The following is a 17,551-nucleotide window of genomic DNA, read 5'->3' as shown; positions in this document are numbered from 1 at the left end:
TGTTCCCCTTGTGCACAGGCAAGACACGCGTTGGTAATTTTGTCTCTTACAAGAGACGAGTGTACCCTGTACAAGACAGATATTAACACTAGGAATCGACAATGCAAGATGGCAATGCCTCGGCAGTTTCGGCCGGCGAGAAGATCTCGGGCTCCCGTGAAAAGGGGCTCAACCGGGTGCTCGAGATTCTGGAGTTTCTTCACACGACCCAGCGGGCGATCGGCATTGGCGACCTTGCCAGAGGCGTGAATGCGCCCCGCTCGACGACCTACACGCTGGTGCGGTCGCTGGTCGATGCGGGACTGCTGGAAATGGAAAGCGACGGCAATCGCGTCTATTTCGGCAAGAAGCTCTATCTCTATGGAATGGATTATGTGCGGGGCAACGACCTCTTGAGGCGGGGGCGCCAGGAGGTCGACAACCTGTCGCGCGAGACCGGCGAGACCTCCGAACTGTGCATGCTGCAAAGCGGGCGCTATACGATCGTCCACGCGAGTCCCGGCACCAGGCCGTTCCGCATCAGTTCCGCCACCGGCTTGCAGATACCGCTGCCCTGGACGGCCTCGGGGCGGCTGCTTCTGGCGGGACTGGAGAAGGCTGAGATCGAAGACATGGTGTCGGACGACGATCTCGTGCTGCCCGACGGGCGCAAACTGCGGCTCGACGATTTCGTCGCCGATATCGCAAAAGCGCGGATCACCGGCTATTGCGTCACTTCGGGCCTTGTCGATGCCTATACGAAGTGCCTTGCCGCGCCGGTGTTTTCAGCGCCGGGCAAGGTCGAAGCGACGATGTGCCTGGTGGTTCCCATCGATACGTCCGAGGAGCGGACCGGCGAACTCATCGGCCTGCTGCGCAACCGCGCCGCGAAGCTTTCGACCGTGGCCTAGGCGCGCCAGCCAGCCAATGCTGGTTCAGGCAATGATGTCGGGAATGATCTTGTCTTCCAGCGCCATCAGCCGGTCTTTGAGGAACAGCTTTTTCTTCTTCATGCGCTGGATCTGCAGTGGATCGCAGGCCATGGCGATCATCGCGTTGATGGCCGCATCGAAATCCGCGTGCTCCTGCTTCAGCCGGGAATATTCGAGGCGGATATCAGCCTGTTCCTGATCGGACATTATCTACCGTCTGCACGTCTGCGGCGCCCAAAAATGGGCCTGATTGGGCGGGGCCGGCGTGATTTTGCAACCGGCGCGCAGCCCATATCACATTTCACATTGTCGTGGAATGCTACCACGGATCATTCGACATCGTTGCCGGAAGGTGGCACACTGTCATCGTGCCGTCACAGAAAGCGAACCTGCGGTGGACGCGCCGTGACGGTTGCAATCGAGGAAACCATGAAAGGGAGAACCAATCATGTCTCTTGCATCCCATCTTGATGAGTTGCAGCGGAAACACGGCGACATCGAACGTGAAATCGATGACGCGATGAACCATCCATCGGTCGACGACCTCGAAATCGTGAATCTCAAGCGACGCAAGCTGGCACTCAAGGATGCGATTGAAAAACTAAGAGGGAAACCGACCACGCATTGATGCCCTGCTGACCTAGCCGCTTACGATCCGCGGCCTTTTTTCCCGGCGGTTCCCGCCGCCGGCATGGTGGGTTTTGATTTCCAGTACTGGGCTATCGGTCGAGTCTGGACTGCCATCCGTTCAATTTCCACTTCGGCCGTCGCCAGCTTTCGCCAGATCATCGATTGTTTCTGGCCCATGGCGGCGGACCGATTCCGGCCAGTGGCGACCTGTCGCCATTGACAAGCCATCTTTGCTCCTCCACCTCATGCCCAGACTTTAGCGCATCGGCCCGGAGCGCATTTTGTGCGTCCAGTTGGACGCATGGCGCTCCAGAGACAAAAGGCTGCCGGCATGACCGGATATTTTTCCTCTCCTTTTCCCCGCCGCACCTCGGTCGGCGTCGACGTCGGCGGCGTGGTCGTCGGTGGCGGCGCGCCCGTTGTCGTGCAGTCGATGACCAACACCGACACGGCCGATGTCGACCAGACGGTTGCGCAAGTCGCAGCACTCCACCGGGCCGGCTCGGAGATCGTGCGCATCACCGTCGATCGCGACGAGAGTGCTGCTGCTGTGCCGCGCATTCACGAGCGGCTTCAGCGGCTTGGCATCAACGTGCCGCTGGTCGGAGATTTCCACTATATCGGCCACAAGCTATTGGCCGATCATCCGGCCTGTGCCGAGGCGCTGGCCAAATATCGCATCAATCCAGGCAATGTCGGCTTCAAGGACAAGAAGGACCGGCAGTTCGCCGCGATTGTCGAGATGGCGATCAAACACGACAAGCCGGTGCGCATCGGCGTCAACTGGGGCTCGCTCGACCAGGAGCTTTTGACCCGGTTGATGGACGACAACCAGGACAAGGGTTTTCCGCTGACCGCGCAAGAGGTGACGCGCGAGGCGATCGTGCAGTCGGCGATCCTGTCGGCCGAGATGGCGGAAGAGATCGGCCTTGGCCGCGAGAAAATCATCCTGTCGGCCAAGGTCAGCGGCGTGCAGGACCTGATCGCCGTCTATACCGAGCTCGCCACCCGCTCCAACCACGCGCTGCATCTCGGCCTCACCGAGGCTGGCATGGGCTCGAAAGGCATCGTCGCTTCGTCGGCCGCGATGGGCATCCTGCTGCAGCAAGGCATCGGCGACACCATTCGCATCTCGCTGACGCCGGAGCCGAACGGCGACCGCACGCGTGAGGTGCAGGTGTCGCAGGAGTTGCTGCAGACCATGGGGTTCAGGCAGTTCGTACCGATCGTCGCCGCTTGCCCGGGCTGCGGCCGCACGACCTCGACCGTGTTCCAGGAACTTGCCCAGAACATCCAGGCGGATCTGCGCAAGAACATGCCGGTGTGGCGCGAAAAATATCCAGGCGTCGAGAACCTCAAGGTCGCCGTGATGGGTTGCATCGTCAACGGTCCGGGCGAGTCCAAGCATGCCGACATCGGCATTTCGCTGCCCGGCACCGGCGAGACACCGACCGCGCCTGTCTTCGTCGACGGCAAGAAGGCGGCGACCCTGCGCGGGCCATCGATCGCGGCGGATTTCGAGAAAATGGTCGCCGACTATATCGAGCAACGGTTTGGTCGCGGCAAGGCCGCGGCGGAGTAGGTGCGATGCAGCGTTTCCTCAGGGCGACGCTCGTTTTACTTTGCGCCCTGGTCTGCTCGACAGCTGTTCAAGCGGATCCGCCGCAATCCGCCAAGCAGCGGCTGATCGACAAGGTCTGCACCCTGATTCAGGCGCATGCCGATCAGAACGGCCTGCCCAGGGATTTCTTCGCCCGGCTGATCTGGAAGGAGAGCCGTTTCGATCCCAACGCCGTCAGTCCGGTCGGCGCCGAAGGCATCGCCCAGTTCATGCCGGGCACCGCCAAGATGCGGGGGCTGGCCAATTCCTTCGACATCGACCAGGCGATCCCGGCCTCGGCTAGATATCTCGCCGAAATGAAAACCGGCTATGGCAATCTCGGCCTGGCGGCGGCCGCCTACAATGCCGGTGAGAGCCGGGTGTCGCGCTGGCTAAGCTCCGGCGGCTTCCTGCCGATGGAAACTGAAAGCTATGTTTTCGACATCATGGGCGAGCCGGCCGACAAGTTCACCGACCGGGCCTATGCCGGAAAGATCGAGCCACTCGATGCAAAGACGGATTTTGCCATCGCCTGCCGCAGACTGCCGGTGATCATGTCGCGGACCGTGGCGATGGCCTCGATCAACATAAAGCCGTGGGGCATCCAGGTGGCTGGCAACTTCCGCCGCAGTGCCGCGATCAGCCAGTGGCTGAGGGTAAGGAGCCGGTTCCCGGCCCTGCTCAACGGGCACGATCCGGTGGTCAGCCGGGTGCGCACACCAATCGGCCGGCGAGGCATCTACGCAGTCAGGATCGGTGTCGACCACCGCGCAGATGCCAACGTCATCTGCCAGAAATTGCAAAGTGTCGGTGGGGCGTGTGTGGTGGTGCGCAACCGGTAATTTGACCTGCCGGCACGATGTCTTGTCTGAGAGAGGGGCTGTAGGTGAAAGCCAGGATCATTTTGCTCAACGGCGTCGGCAGTGCCGGCAAGAGCTCGATCGCCAAGGCGTTGCAGACAATCACCGCCGCGCCCTTCCTGCATGTCGAGATGGACATTTTCATCGCGATGCTGCCGGACGCCTTGCAGGACCATGCGGATGGTTTTTCCTATCAAACCATCCAACGGGACGGCAAGCCTTCGGTCGTGATCAGGACCGGACCGGTTGGGGCGCGAACCCTGCGCGGCATGCGCCACGCCATCGCGGCGATGGCCGGGCAAGGCAACAACCTCATCGTCGATGACGTGCTTTGCAATGGCGAAATATCAGATTATCTCGAACTGCTGTCGGCCTTCGATCTCCATGTCGTTGGTGTCCGGGCGCCGCTGGAAGTGCTGGAAGCGCGTGAGGCCCTGCGGGGCGACCGAATGCCAGGGCTGGCGCGCTGGCAATATGAACGCGTGCACGTGAATGTAGACTACGACCTCGAACTAGACACTAGCGTCCTCACGCCACTCGAATGCGCCCGTCGCATCCAGCAGAGATTTGCATTATAGGCGGCCGCCATGACCGATCTTCTCTACAGTGATCCCGACCTCGTCCAGTTCTACGACATCGAGAACCAGGGCCGCACCGATTTTGACTACTGCATCGGCCTTGCCAGAAATGGTGGCTCGGTCCTGGATCTCGGCTGCGGCACCGGACAACTGGCTGCCGAACTGGCCGACAGGCATAGGGTCACCGGCGTTGATCCCGCGTCGGCGATGCTTGACGTTGCGCGGCGCAGGACCGGCGGGGACAAGGTCGACTGGGTCGAGGCCGACGCGCGAACCGTTCGGCTCGGACGAAGCTTCGATCTGGTAGTGCTGACTGGGCATGCGTTCCAGGTGTTTCTGACGGGAGAGGATCAGAGCGCGGTGCTGCACACCATTGCTGCGCATCTTGCTCCCGGTGGCCGCTTCATCTTCGACACGCGAAACCCCGCCATGGAAGATTGGCTGGAATGGACGCCGCAGCGTTCCGAACGGATGGTGGCGCATCCCGGTCTTGGCACCGTCAAGGCCTGGAATGATGTCGAACACGATCCCGCCACCAGCGTTGTCACCTATTCGACCTTCTATGAGATTCCAGGAGGCAGGCAGGTTCTGGGCGCCGAATCGAAAATTGCGTTTCCGGCAAAGGATGACATCGCCGCGATGCTTGATGAGGCCGGCCTGCTGGTCGAGCAATGGTTGGGGGATTGGCAGGGCGAAGCCTATGTCGACACCTCGCCGGAGATCATTCCCATAGGCCGGCTGCGCTGATCCGGCAGCCGGGCCTTACGCCGTCTTCGCCACCACCGTCTCGCTGAGCCAGGTGCCGATCTTGGTGCCGAGGCGGTCGGGCGAAACGGGCTTCGGCAGATAGTCGTCCATGCCGGATTCGATGCACTTGTCGCGATCGCCCTTCAGCGCATGCGCGGTGACGCCGATGATCGGTATTCGGGTGCCCGTCGAGGTCTCCATGGCCCGGATCGCGCGGGTCGCTTCGTAGCCATTCATCTCCGGCATCGAGACGTCCATCAGGATCAGCTTGGGGCGCAGCGCCCGGTACATCTCGACCGCCGTGCGGCCGTTGCCGGCGATGCGGTAGCTCAAGCCCAACCCATTGAGGATCTGGCCGAACACCAGCTGGTTCACGTCATTGTCCTCGGCAATCAGGATGTCGATCGGTCCGTTCGGCGTGGTTGTCGATTCCGGCACTACCGCGACCGGCATCGCCGGGCCGCGGATGACGGTAAAGGCAGGTGGTGCTGCCGGGGGAGCCTGCACGATCGGTTCGCGGACGAACTGCGCCTTGCCGACCTGCGAGCGGGCCTTCTGCACGACCGAGATGACGGTGCCGAGCAGGACCGCGGAGCGCGCCGGCTTGGTCAGGTGCGCGGCAATGCCGAAGTCGATGATCATCTTGCCGAAATCGACCTGGTCGACCGAGGTCAGCAACACCACCGGGATGGAGGATAGCCGACTGTCGGAAGCAATGGCTCTGGCGACGTCGGCGCCGTTCATGCCCGGCATCTGATAGTCGAGGATGATGCAGTCGACGGCGGCGCCCAGCTGAAAGGCGCGGTCGAGGAAGGCCAGCCCGACGGCGCCGCTTTCGGCGGCGGCACAATCGAAGCTCCAGCTCCTGAGTTGCTCCAGCAGGATTTCGCGGTTGACCGGATTGTCGTCGATGACCAGCACACGCGCGCCGGTTACGTCGACCGGCACGATTTCGTCACGCGCCGCGGCCTGATGCGCGGGCAGCGGCACAGCGAACCAGAACACGGAACCGCGACCGATCTCGCTCTCGACGCCGATCTTGCCTGCCATCAGGTCGACGAGGCGTGCGGCAATCGCGAGGCCCAGCCCCGTGCCCTCATGGCGGCGGGTGGACGAGCCGTCGACCTGCGCGAATTTCTCGAACACGTTCTGCAGTTTCTCGGCCGGTATGCCGATGCCGGTGTCCTCGACGCGAACCTTGAGCTGGACCACGTCGTTGACGATCTCGCCGCCGACATCGATCAGCACATGACCCTTTTCGGTGAACTTCACCGCGTTGCCGAGCAGGTTGGTGATGATCTGCCGGAACCGGCCGGCGTCGCCGACGACATGGGCCGGCAGGCGCGGGTCGACGCGCACGATCAGTTCGAGGTTCTTTTCGGCGACGCGCGCCGATACCAGCGTCGCCACATCCTCGACCGCCTCGGAAAGGCGGAAGGGAGCGGGGTCGAGGGTGAGTTGCCCGGCATTGATCTTCGAGAAATCGAGGATGTCGTTGATGATGGTGAGCAGCGCATTGCCCGATTTGACGATGACGTCGGTGAAGGTCTTCTGGCGCGCCGTCAAATCGGTCTTGGCCAGCAGTTCGGCCATGCCGAGCACGCCGTTCATCGGCGTGCGGATTTCGTGGCTCATATTGGCCAGGAATTCCGACTTGGCGCGGTCGGCGGCCTCGGCCTTGAACAGGGATTCGGCGGATTCGGCAAAGGCGCGGCGGATCGCCACTTCCATCGGGCGGAAGATCCAGAAGGCGACGATGGCAAGGGCTGCGAACAGGATGCCGCTCGCCCACAACAGCAGCCTGTCTGAGGAGGCATCGGCCAGTTGGCGCTCATCGTCCATGGCGGTGCGGACGCGGACCAGCATGGGCTGGGCGAACAGGTCGTTCTGGTTGCGGATTTCGCGATAGCTCCACTCGTCGACCTTCTGCGCCACCGACATCAGGTTGAAGTTGCGCACCATGTCGCGCGGCGACCAGAACAGGTCGCCGTTGACGGAAGTGGATTGGAGTTCGTTGACGGTCTTGGTCGACAGGCGCGGCTTGATCGCGGCAAGCTGGGCGGTCAGCGTCTCGATCTCGCCGGTCAGGCGTTCCGAATGGCCGCGCGCCGATGTGGTCAGCGCATCGCGTGTCTCCGCCCGCCAGGCTGTGCCGGTCGTTTCCGCAAAGCTGGTCGCGTTGCGCAGGTCGCGGGTGAAGATGACGAGGTTGCTGCTCAGCGCATCGATGTCACGGCGAAAGGAATTGACACGATCGAGCGCAATCACGATGCCCGCGGAAGCCAGCGCGAAGATCAGCAACCCCGAAATATAGCGAATCCGGACTGACCGGATGAAGGACGAATATTCCGGCATGCGCAACCCCAACACATACGCACCATTTTAATGGTCGGGATTACGCTTCATTTACATTAAAATTTCGTGTGGATAGGCGAGCCATGCGAACCGCCGGATGGATGACAGCTTCTTGACCCTGACAATCCTTCCGAGGTCACTTTCGGGTGTCAGGCCGCCACGACGACGAGGGCGCGGATGCGGCCACTCACCGGGCCCTCCCCGAACCGTTTCCCCATGGCATTCGCCACGTATCGCGTCGCCTCCTCCAGCGAGCCGCCGCGCGCCTCGATCTCGGCACGCAGGGGTGTGCCCTGGCAATAGGCCGCGGCCGCCTCATAAGGCGACGGAGCGGCACTCACGGCATCCAAAGGCTCGATGGTGACGTAACGGAACCCGGCGGCATGCAGGTCGCCACGGACGGCGTCCGCATTGTGATAGCCGTGCGGCGTCCTCGCCATGAAGCGCGGCGGATCGGTGGGGAAGAAATCGCCGAGCGCCCGCGTCACTTCATCGGCGAACTCGTTCTCTTCGATGGCGCCCCAGACGTTGAACAGAAAATGCCCGCCCGGCCGCATCACCCGCCGCGCTTGGCCGTAGGCGCCTACCCGATCGGGGAAGAACATCGCACCAAATTGGCAGACCACGGCGTCGAACTGTGCGTCCTCGAAGGGCAGCGCCTGGGCATCGGCCTGCTGCCAGATGATCCGAGGATCGTCCGCCATCCGCGTGCGCGCGTGGTCAAGCATGGGCTGGTTAAGATCGGTGGCCACGATGCGTGCTTTCGCCGGCAGCTTTGCTGCGAGTGCACGTGTTACCACACCGGTGCCCGCAGCCACTTCGAGCACCGATTGCGGTCCGAGTTTCGACGCCCGCTCCGCCAGATCCCGCGCATATGGCTCGAAGATCAGCGGCACCATCGCCCGGTCGTAGACCTCGGCAATGGAACCGCTGAACAGCTTGTCGGTGGTCGACATGGCATCCCTCCAACTCTGTCCGCACCGCGTGGTTGCCGTGAGGATGGCAAAGCGATGTCGATCCTCTGCTTCGGCAGGCTTCCGTTCAAGTTCAATCTCTGAACCGGTCGGCGGGGACGAGCGTGCTTTGATCAGCGATCAGCTCGATGTCTTGGTTGGCCCCAACCTCAGCTGTTGCGCGCCGCCACGAATGTCGCCGCTTCCTTCAACAATTGGGCGTCGTCGCCATAGGGCTCAAGCAGTGCATACGCCTGGTCGACGAGGCCGTGCAACTGGCTGCGCGCCCAATTCGCGCCATGCAGAGCGACCAGCGTCGCCTTGCCGGCGGCAGCGTCCTTGCCGGTCGCCTTGCCCATCTGGCTGGCATCGGCGGTCAGGTCGAGCAGGTCGTCGGCAAGCTGGAAGGCAAGGCCGATCGCGGAGCCGAATTCGGCCAGCCGCTCGCGATCCTCGGCGGCAGCGCCGGCGATGAGGGCACCGGCCTCGCAAGCGAAACGGATGAGCGCGCCGGTCTTCATCGCCTGCAGCCGGATGATGCCGGCCTCGTCCGGTGGCGTCTGTTCGGCCTCGAGGTCGAGCTTCTGGCCGCCGACCATGCCGCCCGCCCCGGCCGCGCGGGCAAGCGCCAGCACCAGGGCCGCCCGCCGCTCCGCCGGCAGGGTGGTCGCCTCGCTGGCGATGATGTCGAAGGCCAGCGTCAGCAAGGCGTCGCCGGCCAGGATGGCAGTCGCCTCGTCGAAGGCCTTGTGCACGGTCGGCTGGCCACGGCGCAGGTCGTCATCGTCCATGGCGGGCAGATCGTCGTGGATCAGCGAATAGCAGTGCACGCATTCAAGCGCTGCGGCTACGCGCAGTGCCGCCTCGCCGTCGGCGGAAAAAAGCGCCGCACTTTCCATGACCAGGAAGGGACGCAGGCGCTTGCCGCCGTTCAGGACGCCATGCCGCATCGCGGCCATCAAACGGTCGGGCCGGGCGATCTCGCCTGAAAGCGCGCGGTCGTCGAGCAACCGCCGCAGCAGCACCTCGACGGCGGCTGCCCGTCTGATGAGCGCCATTTCGAACGCCATTTCGTCGTCATTTGTCATGGCCGGGACCGGTAGCCGACACTCAGACGTTGCGCAAGAAGGCAAGCGCCATTATGCCGGAGCAGTAAGAGCCCGTTTGGAAACTCTACTCCTGCGGTCATCTGAAGGCGTTTTCCGCGCTTCCGGTGCTCACGTACTCTCATGTACGCGCCGCCCCGGTTCTCGAAAACACCGTCATATGACTCACAGGAGCGCGTTTCAAAACGAGCTCTCTGGCACGGGTTGGGCGGCTTGGCGGAACCGATCGTCGATCATGAAACCGAAAAGCTGGACATGGCGACGAGATCGCGAGGCGTAAACCGCCGCGGTCTCAAGCGCTGGGTCCGGCGCGGCATCGTCGTGGCCGCGGTGCTGGCTTTGATTCCGGTGGTGCTGACATTCCTCTATTTGCCATCCTTCGTGCATCCGGTCTCGACGCTGATGCTGAAGGACCTGGCGACGTTCTCCGGCTATGAGCGCCGCTGGGTGTCGATCGACGATGTCGCGCCGGTGCTGGCCAATTCCGTCATCATGTCGGAGGACGGGCAATTCTGCTTCCATCGTGGTGTCGATCTCGGCGAGCTGCGAGGCGTCGTCGACGACGCGCTGGCGGGCGAAGCAACGCGCGGCGCCTCGACCATCACCATGCAGACGGTCAAGAACCTGTTTCTCTGGTCACGACCACTGGGCTCGGTGCGCAAGGTGGTCGAATTGCCGCTGGCCGTCTATTTCGACGCAGTGATGTCGAAACGGCGCATCATGGAAATCTATCTCAACATCGCCGAGTGGGGGCCGGGCATCTACGGTATCGAGGCTGCGGCACAGCACCATTTCGGCGTTTCGGCAAAACAGCTGTCGCGACGGCAGGCCGCGCTGCTTGCCGTCTCCTTGCCAAATCCGATCGCCCGCAATCCGGCCAAGCCCGGACCGGGCCTGAGAAGACTCGCCAACCTTATCGAGCGGCGCGCCGGCCGCTCGGGCGCCTATGTCGGTTGTCTCCGCTAGACAACTCAAAAAAATTCGCGGCAGTGCTGGCCAAAACGGCACAGGGCGTGTATAGGCACTCGACTTTCTCAGATTCCGGCCCCGACATGGCCCTTTCACGAGGGCGGGCGGGGCTTTTTGACCATGTAATGGAGCATATCCATGGCCGTTCCGAAACGAAAAACCTCTCCGTCCAAGCGCGGCATGCGCCGCTCGGCCGACGCTCTCAAGGCCCCGACCTATGTCGAGGACAAGAATTCCGGCGAAATGCGCCGTCCGCACCACATCGACCTGAAGACCGGCATGTATCGCGGCCGTCAGGTGTTGACGCCCAAGGAAAGCTGAGACCAGCTTTTCCAAAGGTTTGAATTACAAAAGGACCGGCCAGTGGCCGGTCCTTTTGCGTTTGGGGGCCGGGTGGCGCGCATCTCGAAGCGTGGGCGGCAATCGTCGCAGCTCTCCAGCCGAGCAACCGGCTGACATGGTTGTTGCGTGCGGTCTTCGACCGTGTTCAGGGCTGCCACCGAAACATCTTGACGGCGTGCCTGTGGCGCATTCTACAAAGGATTGCCCCCACATGGAGACGCCAGATGTTCGGTGCCATTCCGCTGCTGATCGTGCCTTTCGTGCTCTACAATCTCGGACTGCTGGGAATATTCGGCAGCGGTGACGATCCGTGGGCGAGCGAGGTCTTCTCGTTCAGCATGATGTCGGGCGGCGTGTTCTCGATGACGCTTGGCGATCTGATGGTGCTGATTGGGCTGATCTTCCTGTTCCTCGAAATGGCGAAGTCGGTGCGCACGACCAATGCCTCGATCATGGACCACCTTCTGTCGACGCTGGTCTTCGTGGCGTTCCTGGTCGAGTTCCTGCTGGTGAAGGGCGCCGCCCACTCCGTCTTCTTCACGCTGATGGTCATCGCGCTGTTCGATGTGCTGGCCGGATTCGCGGTGTCGATGCGGTCGGCCAGCAGAGACATCAATCTGAATTAGAGCCGGCGCCGACGCCAGCGCTCAGCCCGGATCGGCGGTAAAGCCGGCTGCCTCGATGCCGGCGATTGCCGCCGCTTCGTCATTGTCCGACGTGTCGCCTGAAATGCCGACGGCGCCGATGATGGCGCCGGCCTTGTCGCGGATCAGCACGCCGCCGACGACCGGCAGTACGCGTCCGCCCGAGACGTCCGAGATGCCAGCGACGAGATGCGGACGCTCCTTGGCGAAGGCCTCGACCTTACGCGAGCCCATGCCGATAGCCAGCGCGCCATAGGCCTTGCCGGCCGACATTTGCGGGCGCAGGAACGAGGCGCCGTCCTGGCGCTGGAAGGCGACCAGATGACCGCCGGCATCGAGCACCGAGACGCCGAGCGGCTTGAGCTTGAGATCGGCGCCCTTGGCAAAGGCGGCATCGATGATTTGCCTGGCTTTTTCGAGCGGCAGTGCGGTCATGGCAGTCTCCTGGTTGAAACGCGTCGATCATTGACCGTCGACGGGCGAGATAACATCCCGGTTTCGGTTGAAATTGCTTCGCGTGAAGAGGCGGGATGGAAAGCGGCCTTCGCCGACACCATGCGGATAGGCCTTGACGCTTGTCTGGCTCCAGGCGTGGCTGGTCTATTTTTTCTTGGCGCGGGCCGGCTTCTTGGCGGGCGCCGCCGGCGCGTTGGCGAGATCTTCCGCTTCCTTGGCGAGACGGAGCGCCCGCAACTTGTTGGTCTTGGCCTGGCGGGCGTCGCTCTCGGCGACGTATTCGGCCATCGCCTTCTGGCGGACGGTTGCCGCCTCTTCCTGCTTCTTGAAACGCAGGTCGGCGCGCGCGCGGGCAGCATCCCGAGAGTTTTCAACCAAGACCTTATCCAATCCCGTAAAATGTGATTTTCCGCCTCTTCTAGCAGAGCCGGCCCCAAAACGGGAAAATAAGTTGGTTACGCGGCCGTGCTGGCGGCGAGGGCCTTGCTGGCGACCACCGCCTCATAGGCGGCCTGTAGGGTCGCGCGGACAGAAGGGCCAGACATCGTATCGAGCGGCATGCCGAGATGTTCGTGGCGCAACTCGTCCATGAATTTGTCCCACATCGGCTGTCCGCCCTTTTCCAGAAGTTCGGCGCGGATCGACAGTTCGTCGCTGACCGGCAGCCAGACGCGGCCCCAGGCGCCGAGATGGGCCAGGATAGGGACCAGCGTGATCGCCATCTCGGTCAGGCTGTAGATCGCCTTCTGCTTGTGCGAGGGATCATCGGCCTTGGTCAGCATGCCCAGCTCCATCAGGCGCTTCAGCCGGTCGGCGAGGATGTTGGAGGCAATGCCTTCCATCGATCCGTTGAGCATCTCGCGAAAATGACGCCTGCCGCCGAAGATCATGTCGCGAAGGATGATCAGGCTCCAGCGGTCCCCGAACACTTCCAGCGACAGGTTGATCGGGCATCCGGACCGGCGATCCATGCTCATGAGATTTCTCCAGCAAAACCAGTTGCATTATCGTATCAGTTTTATTATCGTGCAACTGATTGCAAAATGCAATCAGTATTGCAGAGAGGAGACCGCGCCATGACGACGATCGAACGCCCCGAAATCATGTCCGAAGCCTTGGGCGACCAGGCGAACCCGCCGCTTTTGCTGATCATGGGAGCCATGGCCTCCATGCTCTGGTGGCCGGAGGCGCTGTGCCGAAAACTGGCCGATGCCGGCCTGTTCGTGATCCGCTATGACAATCGCGATACCGGCCTGTCGACCAAATACAGACTGGGAGGGCCGCCCTACACATTCGACGACATGGCGGATGATGCGATGCATATTCTCGACGAGCATGGCATCGGCAAGGCGCATGTCGTTGGCATGTCGATGGGCGGCATGATCGCGCAGCTAGTGGGTCTCAAGCACCCATCCCGCGTCGCATCGCTGACCGTCATCAGCAGCTCGCCCGTGGGGACAGATACCTCGCATCTGCCGCAAACGAGCGATGCCTATATCAAGCATTCGGCCGAGGGGGCCAAAGTGGATTGGTCGGACCGTGGCCAGGTGGTCGATTTCATCGTCAGGGATGCGCGGGCGATCGCCAGCATCGCGCATCCATTCGACGAGGCCGGGACGCGGGCTTTCATCGAGCAGGATTACGACCGCTCCGGCGGCTTCCTGAGCGCGACCAACCATTTCATGCTCAAGGGCGGCGCCGCATGGAAGGGCCGCCTTCACGAGATGGAGGCTCCGCTGCTGGTCATCCACGGCACGGCGGATCCGATCTTTCCGGTCGAACATGGCGAGGCGCTGGCCGAGGCGGTCATTGGCGCAAAACTCATCCGCATCGAAGGCGGCGGCCATGAGCTGCATCCGGACGATTGGGCGGGGATATGCGCGGCAATCGTTGCTCACATCCAAGCCAACTGAGGCGGCACAGGCGGGTCTTGACGGACGGCGCCTGTCGCAATAGTTAAGTAGGTGCTTCAGTGTTTAATCCTGGCAAGCAGAACAGCGCCGGCCACCGACGACCACCAAACAGACGAGCAAAAAATGTCCCTGACGCTTCATTTCCATCCGCTGGCCTCCTTCTGCTGGAAGCCGCTGATCGCGCTGTATGAGAACGCCACGCCGTTCACGCCTGCCATCGTCGATCTCGGCGATGCAGAGTCGCGCGCGGCCTTCCTGAAGATTTCGCCGACCGGCAAGATGCCGGCGTTGCGCGACGATGCGCGCGACCGCACGGTGCTGGAATCGACCATCGTCGTCGAATATCTGGCCGCGCATTATCCGGGGTCGGTCGACCTCGTGCCCGCCGATATCGACCTGGCGCTGGCAGTCCGCCAGGCCGATCGCTTCTATGATTTCTATGTGCAGGAGCCGATGCAAAAGATCGTCGGCGACCGGTTGCGGCCGCAGCACAAGACCGATCCATTCGGCGTCGAGCAGGCCCGCGATCAGCTGCGCAATTCCTACGCCATCATCGAGCAGGACATGCAGTCGAAGACCTGGGCGATGGGCGACACCTTCACCATGGCCGATTGTGCGGCGTCCCCCGCGCTTTTCTATGCCAACAAGGTCGAGCCGTTCGGCGACAATTATCCGGCCGTGAAGCGCTATCACGACCGCCTGGTGCAGCGGCCTTCTTTCGCCCGGGTGATCGAGGAGGCGCAGCCCTACTTCAAGTTCTTCCCCTACAACAACGGCTGATCGCAATGCTGCACGATCCTGCCCAGCTCGACCGGATGTTCCAGGCGCTCGCCGATCCGGCGCGGCGACAGATGGTCGACCGGCTGTCGCGCGGCCCCGCTTCGGTCAGCCAGCTGGCCGAGCCGCTGGCGATGTCGCTGTCGGCTGTCGTCCAGCACCTGAATCTTTTGGAGGCAAGCGGCCTCGTGCGCACGCAAAAGCTTGGCCGGGTGCGCACCTGCCAGATCGAGCCCACGGCATTGAGAGCGGCAGAGCATTGGATCAATGAGCGGCGTCTCGCCTGGGAACGTCGGCTTGACCGGCTCGGTGATTTTCTCGCGGAAACCAAGGATGAGACCTGAAGGAGGCAATCATGACCCAACGTTCCGTCGTCCACTCCACATTTGTCATCGAGCGCAGCTACCCTTCGGCGCCCGCAAGAGTCTACTTCGCGCTGAGCGATCCGGCCGCCAAGCGACGCTGGTTCGCCGACCCCGACAACCCGATGCCGAGCCGGCACGAGATGGACTTCCGCGTCGGCGGCAAAGAGGTCAATGCCGGCTGCCCGAGCGACGGGCAGATGCATTTTTACAACGCGGTCTATCAGGACATCGTGCCGAACCAGCGTATCGTCTATAGCTACGAGCTGTTGTTTGGCGATATCCGCGTATCGGTATCGCTGGCCACGATCGAAATTCTTCCCGAGGGCAAGGGCACGCGGCTGGTGCTGACCGAGCAGGGCGCTTTCTTCGACGGCCATGACACGTCATCCACGCGCGAGCATGGCACGGGCGAACTGCTCGACGCGCTCGGCGCGTTCCTGAGGAGCGATGCTTGAGCTTCGCAGCGCGTGTTGCGGCTGGCCGAACGGGTCAGGCTTCCCAGAATTGATCGAGCCAGATGTTGAGTTTGAGGAAGCCGGTGTTGCTCACCGTATAGACACGCCTTGTTCCTTCCGGCTTGGCGTGGACCAGGCCGGCATCGAGCAGCACTTTCAGATGTTGCGACACGGCCGGACGTGAGACCGGCAAGCCGGCGGCCAGTTCGGTGACGGTTTTCGGGCCGCGGCGAAGTTCTTCCAGAAGATGGCGCCGGTTGGGGTCGGCAATCGCCATGAAGGCGTCGGAAAACATCATGCCTGTATTAGTGAGGCAAAGCCTTTCGAATCTCAACCGTCTGCTTCTGCTTTTCTTCTGGGATCAAGCCGCAATGCTTCCGGGGTGACTGAGCGGTCGGCCGGCTGCGTCTTGAAGGCGTCACGGTCGCCGATCGGCACCGGCGCGCGGCGGCTGATGCGCAGCAGCGTATAGCCTGCCAGGCAAAGATGCGCGAAGGCGGTCGCGAGAAACAAGCCTTCCGGGCGCATCCAGCCCATCAGGGCGGCGGCCAGCAAGGGGCCGATCATCGTGCCGAAGCCGTAGAGCAGAAGCAGGCCGCCCGACACCTTGACGAAATCCTCCGAGCGCGCGTGGTCGTTGGCATGGGCTACGGCGATCGAATAGAGCGTATAGGCGAAGGCGCCATAGGCTGCGGTGAAGACGATAACGAAAACGCTGGAGCGTGGCTCGAACAGGAAGATCAAGAGCGCGAACAAGGCCGCGCCGAAAGCTGCCCCCGCCAGCACGAAACGCCGGTCGGTCTTATCGGACAGGCGCCCGGCCGGAAGCTGCATGGCGGCGCCGGCAACGACCACCAGGCTCATCATCAGGGCGATCTCGGCCGTGGAAATGCCGATGCGGGCGCCGTAAACCGCGCCAAGCGTGCCCCAGGCGCCGTTGGCGATGCCGATCAACACGCAAGCGACCGCCGACACAGGCGAGTTGGCATAAAGGCCTTTGACGTCGAGCGAAACATCCTGCAGCGGCTTAGGGTGGGAAGCGCTCGAGACCGCGGTTGGAATGAGCGACAGGCAAAACAGGATGCCGGTGATCATGAACAGCGACGCCGATTTCACGTCGCCGCCGGCGACGATCATCTGCCCGCCCATGATCGAGGCATAGGTGACCATCATGTAGAGGCCGAAGACGGTGCCGCGGTTCTCGTTGGTGGCCTTCTCGTTCAGCCAGCTTTCGATGACCATGAAGGCGCCGGCCATAGTGAAGCCGGTGAAGGCGCGCAGCAGGATCCAGACATATTCGTCGATGATCAGCCCGGTGAGTAGCGCCACGATGGCGCCGGATGCAGCAAAGGCGCCGAAGGCGCGCACGTGGCCCGCGCGGCGCACAATGCGCGGTGCGAAGAAGCAGCCGGTGACGAAGCCGCCGGCCCAGGCCGTGCCCATCAGGCCGAGCGATGCGGTCGAGAAGCCTTCCAGCTGACCGCGCAGCGGCAGGAGCAACCCGTGCAATCCAGACGCCGCGAGCAGGAAGGCAGTGCCGCGAAGCAGCGAGAGGATCGGTCGGTAGGTTGCGAACATTGTTTGATCCGGCTCAAGTGTGGCGGGGCGCTGGGTCTGAAGACAGTCGCATTCGGGCTTTTCGGCGGCGAGCTCATTGCGCTCGCGCACCTATCCGCGACGGAACAGTGCTTCGGCCGCCGATTTGGTGTTGTCCTTGGCCTTGAGCTCGGCCTCCAGCCTGGCGATCTCGTCGCGCAGGATGCCGATGCGTTCCGACAGCTCGCCAACGGAAAGCAAGGACAGGTCCTGCCCGATCTCGTGCGGGCGTGCCTTCTTCTTGGGTTCGTCGTCGAAGATCGCCATCGTCGCTCCTCCTCCGCCAAGACCAGA

General features: G+C 62.7%; 23 protein-coding genes. 13 read left to right on the top strand and 10 right to left on the bottom strand.

Annotation, left to right across the window (positions count from 1 at the left end):
• Window positions 1-101 precede the first annotated feature (101 nt).
• Entirely contained in the window at window positions 102-890 is a 789-nt protein-coding gene (locus EJ076_RS34380) for an IclR family transcriptional regulator (protein WP_126070844.1), read from the top strand.
• Window positions 891-914: 24 nt separating this feature from the next.
• Here EJ076_RS34380 and EJ076_RS34375 read toward each other — a convergent pair whose 3' ends face one another.
• Window positions 915-1,118, bottom strand: coding sequence for a DUF465 domain-containing protein (locus tag EJ076_RS34375; RefSeq protein WP_023757446.1), 204 nt, complete (start codon window positions 1,116-1,118; stop codon window positions 915-917).
• Between the two features lie 241 nt (window positions 1,119-1,359).
• On the opposite strand from EJ076_RS34375, the gene EJ076_RS34370 reads away from it, so the two are divergent.
• The 5 genes from EJ076_RS34370 to EJ076_RS34350 all read left to right on the top strand — a co-directional run bounded on the left by EJ076_RS34370 (window position 1,360) and on the right by EJ076_RS34350 (window position 5,326).
• Window positions 1,360-1,539 carry a YdcH family protein gene (locus EJ076_RS34370; RefSeq protein WP_056586668.1) on the top strand — a complete coding sequence of 60 codons (180 nt, stop codon included), beginning with the start codon at window positions 1,360-1,362 and terminating at the stop codon, window positions 1,537-1,539.
• Window positions 1,540-1,872: 333 nt separating this feature from the next.
• On the top strand, window positions 1,873-3,123 hold the full coding sequence (gene ispG / locus EJ076_RS34365; protein WP_056586899.1) for a flavodoxin-dependent (E)-4-hydroxy-3-methylbut-2-enyl-diphosphate synthase: 1,251 nt from the start codon (window positions 1,873-1,875) through the stop codon (window positions 3,121-3,123).
• 5 nt (window positions 3,124-3,128) lie between these two features.
• Complete coding sequence (locus EJ076_RS34360; protein WP_126070843.1) at window positions 3,129-3,983, top strand: lytic transglycosylase domain-containing protein; 855 nt, start codon at window positions 3,129-3,131, stop codon at window positions 3,981-3,983.
• A gap of 44 nt (window positions 3,984-4,027) precedes the next feature.
• Window positions 4,028-4,579: a chloramphenicol phosphotransferase gene (locus EJ076_RS34355; RefSeq protein WP_126070842.1), complete on the top strand. Its 552-nt coding sequence runs from the start codon at window positions 4,028-4,030 to the stop codon at window positions 4,577-4,579.
• Window positions 4,580-4,588: 9 nt separating this feature from the next.
• Window positions 4,589-5,326, top strand: coding sequence for a class I SAM-dependent methyltransferase (locus EJ076_RS34350; protein WP_126070841.1), 738 nt, complete (start codon window positions 4,589-4,591; stop codon window positions 5,324-5,326).
• A 15-nt stretch (window positions 5,327-5,341) separates the two neighbouring features.
• Here the strand turns inward: EJ076_RS34350 and EJ076_RS34345 are convergent, their stop codons facing one another.
• The 3 genes from EJ076_RS34345 to EJ076_RS34335 all read right to left on the bottom strand — a co-directional run bounded on the left by EJ076_RS34345 (window position 5,342) and on the right by EJ076_RS34335 (window position 9,722).
• Window positions 5,342-7,681: a response regulator gene (locus tag EJ076_RS34345; protein ID WP_126070840.1), complete on the bottom strand. Its 2,340-nt coding sequence runs from the start codon at window positions 7,679-7,681 to the stop codon at window positions 5,342-5,344.
• Window positions 7,682-7,830: 149 nt separating this feature from the next.
• The gene (locus tag EJ076_RS34340) at window positions 7,831-8,637 is read right to left on the bottom strand and encodes a class I SAM-dependent methyltransferase (protein WP_126070839.1); all 807 of its coding nucleotides are present in this window, start codon (window positions 8,635-8,637) and stop codon (window positions 7,831-7,833) included.
• Between the two features lie 167 nt (window positions 8,638-8,804).
• Window positions 8,805-9,722 (bottom strand): polyprenyl synthetase family protein, encoded by a 918-nt coding sequence (locus tag EJ076_RS34335; RefSeq protein WP_126070838.1) that lies wholly within the window; start codon window positions 9,720-9,722, stop codon window positions 8,805-8,807.
• A gap of 222 nt (window positions 9,723-9,944) precedes the next feature.
• On the opposite strand from EJ076_RS34335, the gene EJ076_RS34330 reads away from it, so the two are divergent.
• The 3 genes from EJ076_RS34330 (at window position 9,945) to EJ076_RS34320 (ending at window position 11,677) form a co-directional block, all read left to right on the top strand.
• Window positions 9,945-10,706, top strand: a complete 762-nt coding sequence (locus EJ076_RS34330) for a transglycosylase domain-containing protein (RefSeq protein ID WP_126070837.1) — start codon at window positions 9,945-9,947, stop codon at window positions 10,704-10,706.
• Between the two features lie 141 nt (window positions 10,707-10,847).
• Window positions 10,848-11,030, top strand: a complete 183-nt coding sequence (rpmF, locus tag EJ076_RS34325; RefSeq protein WP_008834724.1) for a 50S ribosomal protein L32 — start codon at window positions 10,848-10,850, stop codon at window positions 11,028-11,030.
• Between the two features lie 245 nt (window positions 11,031-11,275).
• A complete protein-coding gene (locus tag EJ076_RS34320; protein ID WP_013529226.1) occupies window positions 11,276-11,677 on the top strand; it encodes a hypothetical protein in 402 nt (133 codons plus the stop codon).
• Between the two features lie 21 nt (window positions 11,678-11,698).
• On the opposite strand, the gene EJ076_RS34315 is transcribed toward EJ076_RS34320, so the two are convergent.
• From EJ076_RS34315 to EJ076_RS34305, 3 genes are all read right to left on the bottom strand, one after another.
• Complete coding sequence (locus EJ076_RS34315; protein ID WP_023810947.1) at window positions 11,699-12,130, bottom strand: heme-binding protein; 432 nt, start codon at window positions 12,128-12,130, stop codon at window positions 11,699-11,701.
• Between the two features lie 165 nt (window positions 12,131-12,295).
• Window positions 12,296-12,529 (bottom strand): hypothetical protein, encoded by a 234-nt coding sequence (locus tag EJ076_RS34310; protein WP_023810948.1) that lies wholly within the window; start codon window positions 12,527-12,529, stop codon window positions 12,296-12,298.
• A gap of 77 nt (window positions 12,530-12,606) precedes the next feature.
• On the bottom strand, window positions 12,607-13,128 hold the full coding sequence (locus tag EJ076_RS34305) for a helix-turn-helix domain-containing protein (RefSeq protein ID WP_109664981.1): 522 nt from the start codon (window positions 13,126-13,128) through the stop codon (window positions 12,607-12,609).
• 99 nt (window positions 13,129-13,227) lie between these two features.
• Here EJ076_RS34305 and EJ076_RS34300 point away from each other — a divergent pair, with 99 nt between their 5' ends.
• The 4 genes from EJ076_RS34300 (at window position 13,228) to EJ076_RS34285 (ending at window position 15,661) form a co-directional block, all read left to right on the top strand.
• Window positions 13,228-14,064, top strand: coding sequence for an alpha/beta hydrolase (locus EJ076_RS34300; protein ID WP_126070836.1), 837 nt, complete (start codon window positions 13,228-13,230; stop codon window positions 14,062-14,064).
• A gap of 123 nt (window positions 14,065-14,187) precedes the next feature.
• A complete protein-coding gene (locus EJ076_RS34295) occupies window positions 14,188-14,844 on the top strand; it encodes a glutathione S-transferase family protein (RefSeq protein ID WP_126070835.1) in 657 nt (218 codons plus the stop codon).
• A 5-nt stretch (window positions 14,845-14,849) separates the two neighbouring features.
• The gene (locus tag EJ076_RS34290; protein WP_109664991.1) at window positions 14,850-15,185 is read left to right on the top strand and encodes a metalloregulator ArsR/SmtB family transcription factor; all 336 of its coding nucleotides are present in this window, start codon (window positions 14,850-14,852) and stop codon (window positions 15,183-15,185) included.
• Window positions 15,186-15,196: 11 nt separating this feature from the next.
• Entirely contained in the window at window positions 15,197-15,661 is a 465-nt protein-coding gene (locus EJ076_RS34285) for an SRPBCC family protein (protein WP_109664994.1), read from the top strand.
• Between the two features lie 34 nt (window positions 15,662-15,695).
• Here EJ076_RS34285 and EJ076_RS34280 read toward each other — a convergent pair whose 3' ends face one another.
• The 3 genes from EJ076_RS34280 to EJ076_RS34270 all read right to left on the bottom strand — a co-directional run bounded on the left by EJ076_RS34280 (window position 15,696) and on the right by EJ076_RS34270 (window position 17,524).
• A complete protein-coding gene (locus EJ076_RS34280; protein ID WP_109664997.1) occupies window positions 15,696-15,959 on the bottom strand; it encodes a metalloregulator ArsR/SmtB family transcription factor in 264 nt (87 codons plus the stop codon).
• 32 nt (window positions 15,960-15,991) lie between these two features.
• Window positions 15,992-17,239 carry an MFS transporter gene (locus EJ076_RS34275; RefSeq protein WP_109665479.1) on the bottom strand — a complete coding sequence of 416 codons (1,248 nt, stop codon included), beginning with the start codon at window positions 17,237-17,239 and terminating at the stop codon, window positions 15,992-15,994.
• Between the two features lie 90 nt (window positions 17,240-17,329).
• Window positions 17,330-17,524: a DUF1192 domain-containing protein gene (locus EJ076_RS34270; protein ID WP_027047479.1), complete on the bottom strand. Its 195-nt coding sequence runs from the start codon at window positions 17,522-17,524 to the stop codon at window positions 17,330-17,332.
• Window positions 17,525-17,551 lie beyond the last annotated feature (27 nt).

Source organism: Mesorhizobium sp. M7D.F.Ca.US.005.01.1.1 (assembly GCF_003952545.1).
Taxonomy (GTDB): Bacteria; Pseudomonadota; Alphaproteobacteria; order Rhizobiales; family Rhizobiaceae; genus Mesorhizobium; species Mesorhizobium loti.
Note: the sequence above shows the minus strand (reverse complement) of the source record. Positions and strands in the feature narration are given on the sequence as shown.

Excerpts from the sequence above, each read along its gene's own strand:
- EJ076_RS34380 (WP_126070844.1), top strand. The coding sequence starts at position 102 with ATGCAAGATGGCAATGCCTCGGCAGTTTCGGCCGGCGAGAAGATCTCG.
- EJ076_RS34375 (WP_023757446.1), bottom strand. The coding sequence starts at position 1,118 with ATGTCCGATCAGGAACAGGCTGATATCCGCCTCGAATATTCCCGGCTG.
- EJ076_RS34370 (WP_056586668.1), top strand. The coding sequence starts at position 1,360 with ATGTCTCTTGCATCCCATCTTGATGAGTTGCAGCGGAAACACGGCGAC.
- ispG (WP_056586899.1), top strand. The coding sequence starts at position 1,873 with ATGACCGGATATTTTTCCTCTCCTTTTCCCCGCCGCACCTCGGTCGGC.
- EJ076_RS34360 (WP_126070843.1), top strand. The coding sequence starts at position 3,129 with ATGCAGCGTTTCCTCAGGGCGACGCTCGTTTTACTTTGCGCCCTGGTC.
- EJ076_RS34350 (WP_126070841.1), top strand. The coding sequence starts at position 4,589 with ATGACCGATCTTCTCTACAGTGATCCCGACCTCGTCCAGTTCTACGAC.
- EJ076_RS34345 (WP_126070840.1), bottom strand. The coding sequence starts at position 7,681 with ATGCCGGAATATTCGTCCTTCATCCGGTCAGTCCGGATTCGCTATATT.
- EJ076_RS34340 (WP_126070839.1), bottom strand. The coding sequence starts at position 8,637 with ATGTCGACCACCGACAAGCTGTTCAGCGGTTCCATTGCCGAGGTCTAC.
- EJ076_RS34335 (WP_126070838.1), bottom strand. The coding sequence starts at position 9,722 with ATGACAAATGACGACGAAATGGCGTTCGAAATGGCGCTCATCAGACGG.
- rpmF (WP_008834724.1), top strand. The coding sequence starts at position 10,848 with ATGGCCGTTCCGAAACGAAAAACCTCTCCGTCCAAGCGCGGCATGCGC.
- EJ076_RS34320 (WP_013529226.1), top strand. The coding sequence starts at position 11,276 with ATGTTCGGTGCCATTCCGCTGCTGATCGTGCCTTTCGTGCTCTACAAT.
- EJ076_RS34315 (WP_023810947.1), bottom strand. The coding sequence starts at position 12,130 with ATGACCGCACTGCCGCTCGAAAAAGCCAGGCAAATCATCGATGCCGCC.
- EJ076_RS34305 (WP_109664981.1), bottom strand. The coding sequence starts at position 13,128 with ATGAGCATGGATCGCCGGTCCGGATGCCCGATCAACCTGTCGCTGGAA.
- EJ076_RS34300 (WP_126070836.1), top strand. The coding sequence starts at position 13,228 with ATGACGACGATCGAACGCCCCGAAATCATGTCCGAAGCCTTGGGCGAC.
- EJ076_RS34295 (WP_126070835.1), top strand. The coding sequence starts at position 14,188 with ATGTCCCTGACGCTTCATTTCCATCCGCTGGCCTCCTTCTGCTGGAAG.
- EJ076_RS34290 (WP_109664991.1), top strand. The coding sequence starts at position 14,850 with ATGCTGCACGATCCTGCCCAGCTCGACCGGATGTTCCAGGCGCTCGCC.
- EJ076_RS34285 (WP_109664994.1), top strand. The coding sequence starts at position 15,197 with ATGACCCAACGTTCCGTCGTCCACTCCACATTTGTCATCGAGCGCAGC.
- EJ076_RS34280 (WP_109664997.1), bottom strand. The coding sequence starts at position 15,959 with ATGATGTTTTCCGACGCCTTCATGGCGATTGCCGACCCCAACCGGCGC.
- EJ076_RS34275 (WP_109665479.1), bottom strand. The coding sequence starts at position 17,239 with ATGTTCGCAACCTACCGACCGATCCTCTCGCTGCTTCGCGGCACTGCC.
- EJ076_RS34270 (WP_027047479.1), bottom strand. The coding sequence starts at position 17,524 with ATGGCGATCTTCGACGACGAACCCAAGAAGAAGGCACGCCCGCACGAG.